This window comes from Flavobacterium sp. 90 (assembly GCF_004339525.1).
Classification (GTDB): Bacteria; Bacteroidota; Bacteroidia; order Flavobacteriales; family Flavobacteriaceae; genus Flavobacterium.
The window spans coordinates 4935185-4945142 of record NZ_SMGE01000001.1 but is presented as its reverse complement, the minus strand read 5'-3'; the positions used below and the strand labels follow the sequence as shown (position 1 = coordinate 4945142).

Genomic DNA, 9958 nt, shown 5'->3' with positions numbered 1-9958 from the left:
AGCACTGACTTAAAAAACAATTAAAGATGAAAAAATATATAAACTATATAACATCAACATTGATGATTACGGCACTTTTAGGAACATGTCTAAAGAGTAATGCGCAGGATAAAAAACAAGAACTATCGGTTTCTGTTGCAGGTCCGTTTTCATTTCTGAATTATAGTACTGTTGGTCAAACAGTTCCTGGAAACGGAATTAGTGCCGGACTTCGCTATTCGTATTATTTAAACGAAGGCATAAGTGTTGGTATTGGTGCAGAATATCAAACGTATAGATCTGATGTAAAATTCGCGTCTCTAGCAGGGCAATATACAACGACTGATGCCGAAAATGAATCATTTCAATTCAGATACAAAGCAACTCAATTAAGAGAGAAGCAAAATTTAGGATATGTAAATGTTCCAATTACGATTCAATATGAGAATCCGGGATCAACAAAATTGTATATAGCTGCCGGTGTTAAAGTAGGATTCGCAGTAAGCGGAAACTACGAAACAAAAATGGACAATCTTACTACAAGCGGTTATTATCCACAATACAATGTTGAATTGTTTGCTCCGGCATTTGCAGGATTTGCAAGTACGGATGATATCAAAGTAAGCAAACAAGATGTTACTACAAAAACCTCTTATTCTGCTACGTTTGAAACAGGTTTAAAACAAAAAGTAGGAGACAGAAGTTCAGTTTACATCGGACTTTATCTGGACTATGGATTAAATGACATAATAGATAAAAGCAATAAAAATCTAGTAGAATATAATCCTGCATTGCCAGTACAACTGCACTACAACAGTACACTTAATACACAATTCACAAATGACATCAGATTGGTTTCATACGGACTTAAATTGAGATATGCCTTGAGATAAGTTTTTACAATTTAGATAATCTTTCCTTAAAAGGAAAAAAATTAAAAGCCGATTTTCTTAACGAAAATCGGCTTTTTGTGTTTATAGATAATCCTCCGCAATTTGTGCCGTCAGGCACTAAATATTGGTAGAAAAACATTAATTAAAATGAATATAGCGTGCCGTAGGTACGCAACAAAAACATAATAGTTGCGTACCTACGGCACGCCAACGAACGTTGAGCCAGTAATTGTTACCAACATTTCGTACCTAAAGGCACATCTTTTTTTTTAACACAAATTTAAAAAAAGACCTTTCCGCACTTTGCGGTAAAAAAAAATCTGTTTCATTACATGTAATCGTTCGTAATGAATGTAATTATGATTGCGAAGAATGGATTAAAATCCATCCCTACAATATATTTTGTTCCTTCGGAACTTCTTTAAAAAACACATAAAGCTTTGCAAACTTTGTTTTTTTCACTTTGCTTTCTTTACTGTAAAAAAATCATTTGCTATTTTAACAAAAAATCACTTCCTATTTCTTAAACACTTTTAATCGATAATCCTCCGCAATCTGTGCCGCTAGGCACTAAATATTGGTAGAAAAAATATGAATTGAAATAAATTTAGCGTGCCGTAGGTACGCAACAAAAACATAATAGTTGCGTACCTACGGCACGCCAACGGACTTCGAACCTATAAATATTACCAACATTTTGTACCTAAAGGCAAATCTTTTTTTCAAATACTAATTAAAAAACACAAAATTCGCAAAATTCGCAAAGCCATTTCTAGATAAAGCTTTGCGAACTTCGTGTTTATTAAGCGTAATCCAAGAAAAAGACATTTGTCCACTTTGCAGTAAAAAAATAAAGCTTAGCGAACTTTGCGTTTTTCACTTTGCTATCTTTGCGGTTAAAAAATCACTCCCTATTTCTTAAAAAAAATCACTTCCTATTTCTCAACCAATTCTCTACAGGTTCCAAAACAGTATTTACAGTAACAACCAAAAACGTACAAATCAAAGCCTCCGCAAAATATCCCGAAGCAGCAATACAGCCAATAGCCGCGCTACACCAAATAGTAGCCGCCGAATTTAATCCATGCACATTTGCACCTTCCCTAAAAATAACTCCCGCACCCAAAAAACCAACCCCCATAACAACTTGAGCAGTAATACGGGTAACATCGATATTTGGTGCCGTTCCAGCCACTTTTATAGACAACAAAACAAAAGCCGCCGCACCGGTTGCAACCAGCATATTTGTTTTTAAACCAGTTTCTTTATGATGCCATTGTCGCTCAAAACCAATAATTAATCCAGCGAACAAAGCAATTACAAGTCGGGTTAAAAATTCTGTAGTACTCAATATCATGTAATTTTATAAGGTTAAAATAAAAGTTTCTAAAAAGCAGATTTTTAGATTTCTACTTCGATAGTTTGATTTTCTAATATGTTTTTTAACTGAGGAGCAAATTCCAATCCCCATTTATCAAGAGCAGAAATCAAAGGCATTAACGATTCTCCTTCCTCCGTTAGAAAATATTCTACCCGCAACGGAACTTCATAATAAACCGTTTTTCCTAAAAGCCCGTGAAATTCCAATTCCTTAAGTTGGTTTTGCAATACACGTTTCGTAATACCCGTAATCGCATTAACCAAATCCTTAGGACGTTTTATTCCTTTTGAAATTTCATCCAACAAACAAAATTTCCACTTAGAACCAAACACTTCCATAGCTACAGTAAGACCGCAGTTATAATCAATTGGTATTTTTCGCTGATACATAAAATATTCATTTAGTACTACAAAAATAGAAAACAAATATCGTTTTTATAAGAAAAATGAATAGGGATTAATTTATCACTATGGGATTAATTCGTCCCTTATTGTAGTATTTATCAATGTGTTTGATCTTTGTAACAACAAATTTTAAATGAAAAAAAATGAAAACACTCGTAATTATAATTCATCCCAATATCGAAAAATCCATTATAAACAAAAGATGGATCGAAGAATTAAATAAATATCCCGATCAATATACCTTACATGATTTGTACAGCTTATATCCGGACGAAAAAATCGACATTCAAAAAGAGCAACAATTAGTAGAAAATCACGATAAAATTATATTTCAGTTTCCGTTGTACTGGTTCAATTGTCCGCCTTTATTTAAAAAATGGTTAGATGAAGTCGTAATTTCTGGATGGGCCTACGGAAAAACCAGCACTTATAAAATGGCCAATAAAAAAATAGCCTTAAGCATTTCTGCAGGAATTAATAAAGAAGATTACAGCACAAACGGAAGATATAAATATACCTTAGAGCAACTAACAGCACCATTTGAAGTTTCTTTCAATTACATCAAAGCCGATTATAAACCTTTGTTTGCCTTTTACGGAGCAGAACATGAAGTAACCACAGAACAACTAGAAAATAACACTCAGGAATACATCTCTTTTCTGGAAGCTTTGTAAAATATTATAATAACATAATCTTGTCATTTCGACGGAGGAGACCCGAGCAATAGCGAACAGACGAAGTAAATCACACGCGTAACTCGACAAAGATTGGCGACAATAAAACCAAAATCTTGTCATTTCAACATAACCCGTGGTTTCAACCATGGGATTATTATTGTGGTTGTTTAGATGATGATATGTATTGCGTTCCCATGGTTGAAACCACGGGCTATATTTAAAAATGTTTCTTATTATTTATCTTTTATAGATTGATTTTATGGATTGATTTTATTGCAGAGGCACAAAGCAGTGCGCCTTTATTGTCTCAAAAGATTATCTGCGTAATCTCATCATTTCGATTGAGGAGAAATCGAAATGACAAGATTAAGCAGATAAAATCCGTTTTAATCTGCGTTTTCGCAAAGCGAATCTGTGTCATCCGCGTTCTATATTGTCGCGAATCTTTGTCGAGTTACGCGTGTGATTTCTCCTCTGTCGAAATGACAAACAACAGAAAAACCTCTAAAATCAATACTTTAGAGGTTTTAAAAATTTCATATAATAAAGCAAAAAACACACAACAGTTTACATCAAACATCTTGCATCTTGCATCTAACATCTAACAAAAAACATTTCACCAGAGATACCTTAATCCAGATCAAAAATTTTCCCCAAATGCTCTTCCATAATAAAATAAGGATCATTAGTCTGAGTTACAGAACGCATATGAATCAAACTCGTTTTACTCATCATTCTTAGCATTTGTCGGCGTTCACATTTTACAATCTTGCCATTTTCCTCACGTTGTCCCGCCACAAAAGCACTTCGCCCATGTGCGCATAAATGATTATTCACAAAGATAACATCACCGGAATTTGGGACATATTCACTATTTATAAGTTCCTTAGCCTCATTCCAAAATTCAGTTAAATTGTAAAGCGCTTCCGGAGTTTGTCCTGCATTTTCATTGAATATTTGTTCCGCAGCATCAAAGCGGATAAAAGGAAGTTGTCTGTTTCCATATAAAACAGAAGCCGTTGGTCCCGGAATCGCTTCATCATCTTCATAATTAGCATCTTTTGGACACTGATAAATCGGATCAAATAATTTTTCCATAATCTCATTGACTTCACCGTGCGAACGAATCGAATATAAAGTTGAAGGAACCCTTTCCTCATTTCTTAGATAAAGAAAACTCAAAAAGTCAGCCTGATTGCTCAAAAAAGCATCTTCAGTATGAACGTACAAATCCGTTTTTGAACCGGAACCTGTTTGAGTTGCAGCCATTTTTTCGTCCGGAATCACGGCGTGCAAAAGTCCTCCGCCCTTTCTTTGCGCATAATATTGCACCGGTTTAGAAGGAACCGCGCCATGAAGAAGCGAACATATAAATCCGTATTTATTCAGCTTAGCATAATCAGCGCCTTGCCAGTTTGGAGGCGTTGGACCTAAATCTTCCTGATCCACTTCCAAAAGTCCTTGAAAAACAATTGCCCCATATTGATTAGCCGAAAAATCAGAACCAAACTGACTCAAAATTCTGCTAATACGTTCCGGAAGCAATTGAAAAGCGTGAAGATGAAGCGCGGCAATATAATCGGGGTTTTCATAATGATCAAAAGCTTTTACTAAAAGATTGCCAACATTCGACAAAATATTCCGTTCCTGAGGCGTAACTACTACTATTAATGGCTTTGTAGGAATTTCAAAACTTAAACTTGTTTTTACAGGCCTTTCGGCTGCAATAATTGATTGTGATTTCATTTTTTCAATTCATTTATAGTTATTAAAAGATGTGGGTAATAAAATTTACAATTACTTAATATTCAATTAAATAAAACTTAAACACTAAGTACATATGTTTTAATATGTACGGACATTCGTATAAATTTTTCTGCATTTATTTTTTTTATAAAGATTAATTTATACATTTGTCAAACACTATTCTTATTTATTCTAAATAATATTTACTTACAAATATATTTTTATTTAATCAAAACAAAAAGAATTTTCTTAAAAAAATTTCAAAAATGTATGAAAATTAAATACAAAGCCAGCAAATACGGGCAATCAGAATCTTCTGATAAACTAAAAAAAGTTTCCAGGAATATTCGTAACAGAAGAAGCGTCTTTGCCAATGAGTTCATCAAAAAAGAATTGCCTGATAAATTGCTTGAAGAGATTCTGATTAATGCTACTTGGGCACCAAATCATAAAATGACAGAGCCTTGGAGATTTATTGTTTTTAAAGGAAAATATCTAAAAGAATATGGCGAATACATGGCGCAGTATTACACGGATTTCTACAGTGAATTATCTCCTGAAGATCAAAAAGAAAAACTTCGCTATCTCGCCAATTATCCGCTAAATGCAGCTTGCCTTATCGGCGTAATTATGGTTCGAAATACCAAAATTAATCTGCCAGAATGGGAAGAAATTGCTGCAATTTCATCGGCTGTACAAAATATCGCGCTTACCTGTACAGCACATAAAATTGGCAGTTATTGGAGCTCCAAAGGAGTTGCGATAGATTATGTTTCTCAATTTGGTCTTGCTGAAAACGAAAAATCATTAGGACTACTCTATCTCGGATATTATCCTGAGGATTTAAAATCATCCACAAAAAAGCGAACTCCCCTACCCAAAAAAGTCATTTATCTAGAATAACAATAACTAAACCCCTTAAACAACTATTTTATGAATACCACGCTAATCAACGAAAATCAACCTACAGATAAAGCAGTCCTGGCAGAACAGGATCTTTACAAAGACATATTTCACCAAAACTCTGGTTCAGAATATGCAAATGCTGTAAAACTAGCACAGGAACGTGTTTCTAATTTTCTAAAAAACACAAAAAAACCTTTTACAGGAATCAGACCTGCGGAAATGAAAACCAAAATCGAAGCCATAGATTTTGATTCACCACTACCCGATTATGAAAGTCTGCTTAACGAAGTCGACGAAATCTATGTAAATCATGCCACAGCTTATCATCTTCCGGAGTATATCGCGCACTTAAATTGCCCTGTAGTAATTCCGGCTTTGGCAGCAGAAGTTTTGATAAGCGCTATAAATTCTTCGCAAGATACTTATGATCAAAGTGCCGGCGGAACTTTTATGGAACGTAAACTTATCGACTGGACAAGCGAACAAATTGGTTACAAACAAGGCGACGGAATCTTTACTGCCGGAGGTTCGCAAAGTAATTTAATGGGATTGCTTTTGGCTAGAGATTATTATTCGTTAGAATACCAAAAATGGAATATCAAACTGGACGGACTTCCTGTTGATGCTTCAAAATTCAGAGTTTTTGTTTCTGATAAAGCACATTTTAGTAATCATAAAAATGCATGGATTTTAGGTCTTGGAGAACAAGCGATCGTTCATGTTGGTGTCGATAAAAGATACCGAATGGATCCTGAAAAACTGGAAAAAGCAATTAAACAGGAAATCGAAAAAGGCAATATTCCAATTGCGATTACAGCAACCGCAGGAACTACCGATTTTGGAAATGTAGATCCGCTAAAAGCTATTGCAGAAATTGCCAATCGCAATAATATATGGCTTCACGTTGATGCAGCTTACGGTTGTGGATTGCTTTTGACAGAAAAACACAGACATCTTTTAAACGGAATTGAACTCGCAGATTCTGTAACAATTGATTATCATAAATCCTTTTTTCAGCCTATAAGCAGCAGTGCTTTTATCGTGAAAAATAAACTTCACTTAAATATAATCAAACATCACGCTGATTATTTAAATCCAAAAGAACAAAACTACGACGCACTTCCGGCGCAAATCAATAAATCAATTATTCAAAGTACACGCCGTTTTGATGCCTTGAAACTTTGGTTTACGCTTCGTTATTTAGGTAAAGAAAAGTTGGGACAATTTACCGATACTATTATCGAAACAACGCAAAAAACAGCCGCCTACATAGAATCTGATGAAAACTTCGAATTATTATGTCATTCAGATATGGGCGTTTTAGTGTTTAGATATCTTGACGGTCCAGCCGAATCAAACTCTTGCGAAGTCAATCAATACATTAAAGAAAAACTCTTTTTTAGCGGAGATGTATTAGTTGCAAGTACAAAAGTAAACGGAGAATTCTATTTGAAATTCACCATTTTCAATCCGATTACAACCCTAAATGACATTAAAAACATTCTTAACCTCATAAAACAAAATGGAAATGAATACCACAGACTTAACTAATTTTCATCAACTGGCAGAACAGGTAAATTTTAAATCCCTGCTCAATTGTTATTGCAGAGAATTCAGCAATTGGAGCCGTTACGAAGGCATTCCAAAATACGATCAAACGCTGGCTGATTTCATGCAGACGATTAATCACAGTACATTCTTCAGATTTGATTTTTCAGCTATTGGTCAGGAAGTTTTTGCTCCGCTGACTTATTTTTCTGAAAGCGGTGTTCATTCGTTTGGTTTTCCAATTGTATCACGCAATATTGAAACTGACGAAATCAAAGCCATAAATCCAATGGAATTTACAGCGTTTGTAGCTTCTTATTCTAAAACAGAATATCCTGATATAGATGCAATTCCTACGCAGGAACGTATGGAAAACAGTATTGATAATCTGGCTTTATATCTGGAACATTACAAAAATAGCGATCATTCTGCCAACAATGCCGAACAAACTTTTATAGAATCAGAACAATCTTTGATTCTTGGACATAGCGTGCATCCGTTGCCAAAAAGCCGAGAAGGTTTTACAAAAGACGAATTGCTGAAATATTCTCCTGAAACCGCAGGGAAATTTCCTTTGCATTTTTTCCTTATTCATCCGGAAAATATAATAGAAAAAAATGCAGAAGAATTTTTATTCACAGATCATCTGAAAAATGAAATTTCGAAATACGCAGATAAACACGCCAAAGAATTACTGGATTTTTATACCAATTATAAAGTAATTCCGGTTCATCCTTGGGAAGCCCAATATTTATTGGATCAAAAGGAAGTAAAAGAAATGGAATCGAAACAACTTTTATTCAATCTTGGGCAATTTGGACCTTCTTATACGGCAACTTCCTCTGTTCGTACCGTTTATAATGCCGAAAGCGAATGGATGTACAAATTTTCATTGCATGTAAAAATCACCAATTCATTCCGCGTTAATTATCTACACGAATTAAATCGTGGTTATGACGCTGCATTACTGATGAAAACCGATTGGGGAAAAGGCATTCAGGAAGATTTTCCACAAATTCAGCTTATTACAGATCCTGCTTTTATCGCCGTTACTTATGAAGATCAAATTATTGACGGTTTTAGCACGAGCATTCGTCAAAATCCTTTTCATGGAGCCAATGCAAAGAAAAATGTAACGATGGTTGCTTCACTTTCGCAAGACGGAATTTTGGGCGAAACACCAAGAATCGTGAATCTTATCAATGAAGCAGCCAAAAGACAAGATTCTTCTGTAACCGAAACAGCACTTTCATGGTTCAAACAATATCTAAATATTACGATAACGCCTTTGGTTGGAGTTTTTAATAAATACGGATTTGGTTCTGAATTTCATCAGCAAAATATGTTGGTCGAATTCGATGAAAATCTTTTTCCTATAAAACTCTATTTCAGAGACAATCAGGGTTATTTTTTCCGTCAGGGAAAAGTTGAAGAATTAGAAAAACTGATTCCGGATTTCGGAAAAGATAGCAGATCTTTTATCGCCGAAAAAAGAATTATTGATTTCTGGGGATATTATCTTTTAGTAAATCATTTGTTTGGAATAACAAGTATTCTGGGCAAAAACAAACTAGTTGACGAAAATGTATTGCTTAATTTGATCTATGAAGCATTAAAAAAACAAGAAGATTCAGATACGACAGGTTTAGTTTCGCATTTTACAAATAGTGTGACATTGGTGGTAAAAGGAAATCTGTTAACTAGTTTAAATAATATGGATGAAGCCAGCGCGCCAAGAACAAATCCGGCGGTTTACAGAACTTATCCTAATCCTTTAAACAAACATTTTTTCTCTAAAAAACTGATTAATCCTAAAGAAAATACAACTGTTTTCAGTCGCTTTTTCGAAAAAGAAAATGTAACGATAACCATGCGTCCTGTTGATATTGACAAAGATATTGAGATGCTTCACGAATGGTTTCACCGTGAACATGCTTTGAAAATCTGGCAAATGAACTGGCCAATTCGCCAAATCGAAGCCTTTTACAGAATGCTACTTCCCGGAGATCATGGGCACAGTTTTATTGGCGAAGCAAATGGAATTCCAACTTTTAACATTGAAGTATATTGGGCAAGCCGCGATATTGTAGGAGAATATTATGATGTTCTTCCGTCAGATTATGGAACGCATCAATTTATCGCACCAACAGATCCAAAACTAAAATACGGATCTCCGGCAACACAATCGATGATGGATTTTGTTTTTGGAGAACCAAAAGTAGGCAAAATGGTTGGTGAAGGATCTGTAGATTCCATCGCGTCAATGATGAATAAAGCGCATGTAGGTTTTAAAATCGAAAAAGTGATCGAAATGCCACATAAAAAAGCCAATCTAAACTTCTGTTACAGAGAATGGTATTGGGCAAAATTTCCTGCTGCCAAAGATTTTCAAAACAACACAATTTCAGCACCTCAAGTTTAATT

Annotated in this window: 8 protein-coding genes; 5 read left to right on the top strand and 3 right to left on the bottom strand. The window is 34.7% G+C overall.

Features of this window, described 5'->3' with window-relative positions:
* Positions 1 to 26 precede the first annotated feature (26 nt).
* Entirely contained in the window at positions 27 to 872 is an 846-nt protein-coding gene (locus C8C83_RS20075) for a porin family protein (RefSeq protein ID WP_121330348.1), read from the top strand.
* 928 nt (positions 873 to 1800) lie between these two features.
* On the opposite strand, the gene C8C83_RS20070 is transcribed toward C8C83_RS20075, so the two are convergent.
* Positions 1801 to 2229, bottom strand: coding sequence for an MgtC/SapB family protein (locus C8C83_RS20070; RefSeq protein ID WP_233566162.1), 429 nt, complete (start codon positions 2227 to 2229; stop codon positions 1801 to 1803).
* Positions 2230 to 2273: 44 nt separating this feature from the next.
* Complete coding sequence (locus C8C83_RS20065; protein WP_121330347.1) at positions 2274 to 2642, bottom strand: helix-turn-helix domain-containing protein; 369 nt, start codon at positions 2640 to 2642, stop codon at positions 2274 to 2276.
* 158 nt (positions 2643 to 2800) lie between these two features.
* Between C8C83_RS20065 and C8C83_RS20060 the strand changes: the two genes are divergently transcribed.
* Positions 2801 to 3331, top strand: coding sequence for an NAD(P)H-dependent oxidoreductase (locus tag C8C83_RS20060; protein WP_121330346.1), 531 nt, complete (start codon positions 2801 to 2803; stop codon positions 3329 to 3331).
* A gap of 633 nt (positions 3332 to 3964) precedes the next feature.
* Here C8C83_RS20060 and C8C83_RS20055 read toward each other — a convergent pair.
* Positions 3965 to 5080 (bottom strand): taurine catabolism dioxygenase TauD, encoded by a 1116-nt coding sequence (locus C8C83_RS20055; RefSeq protein WP_121330345.1) that lies wholly within the window; start codon positions 5078 to 5080, stop codon positions 3965 to 3967.
* A gap of 270 nt (positions 5081 to 5350) precedes the next feature.
* Here C8C83_RS20055 and C8C83_RS20050 point away from each other — a divergent pair, with 270 nt between their 5' ends.
* Genes C8C83_RS20050 through C8C83_RS20040 form a run of 3 tightly spaced genes read left to right on the top strand, consistent with a single transcriptional unit; the run spans position 5351 to position 9956 of the window.
* Entirely contained in the window at positions 5351 to 5983 is a 633-nt protein-coding gene (locus tag C8C83_RS20050; protein WP_121330344.1) for a nitroreductase, read from the top strand.
* 30 nt (positions 5984 to 6013) lie between these two features.
* Positions 6014 to 7537, top strand: a complete 1524-nt coding sequence (locus tag C8C83_RS20045) for an aspartate aminotransferase family protein (RefSeq protein WP_121330343.1) — start codon at positions 6014 to 6016, stop codon at positions 7535 to 7537.
* A complete protein-coding gene (locus C8C83_RS20040) occupies positions 7515 to 9956 on the top strand; it encodes a GNAT family N-acetyltransferase (RefSeq protein WP_121331384.1) in 2442 nt (813 codons plus the stop codon). Before C8C83_RS20045 ends, C8C83_RS20040 begins: the two co-directional genes overlap by 23 nt.
* Positions 9957 to 9958 lie beyond the last annotated feature (2 nt).

Excerpts from the sequence above, each read along its gene's own strand:
- C8C83_RS20075 (WP_121330348.1), top strand. The coding sequence starts at position 27 with ATGAAAAAATATATAAACTATATAACATCAACATTGATGATTACGGCA.
- C8C83_RS20070 (WP_233566162.1), bottom strand. The coding sequence starts at position 2,229 with ATGATATTGAGTACTACAGAATTTTTAACCCGACTTGTAATTGCTTTG.
- C8C83_RS20065 (WP_121330347.1), bottom strand. The coding sequence starts at position 2,642 with ATGTATCAGCGAAAAATACCAATTGATTATAACTGCGGTCTTACTGTA.
- C8C83_RS20060 (WP_121330346.1), top strand. The coding sequence starts at position 2,801 with ATGAAAACACTCGTAATTATAATTCATCCCAATATCGAAAAATCCATT.
- C8C83_RS20055 (WP_121330345.1), bottom strand. The coding sequence starts at position 5,080 with ATGAAATCACAATCAATTATTGCAGCCGAAAGGCCTGTAAAAACAAGT.
- C8C83_RS20050 (WP_121330344.1), top strand. The coding sequence starts at position 5,351 with ATGAAAATTAAATACAAAGCCAGCAAATACGGGCAATCAGAATCTTCT.
- C8C83_RS20045 (WP_121330343.1), top strand. The coding sequence starts at position 6,014 with ATGAATACCACGCTAATCAACGAAAATCAACCTACAGATAAAGCAGTC.
- C8C83_RS20040 (WP_121331384.1), top strand. The coding sequence starts at position 7,515 with ATGAATACCACAGACTTAACTAATTTTCATCAACTGGCAGAACAGGTA.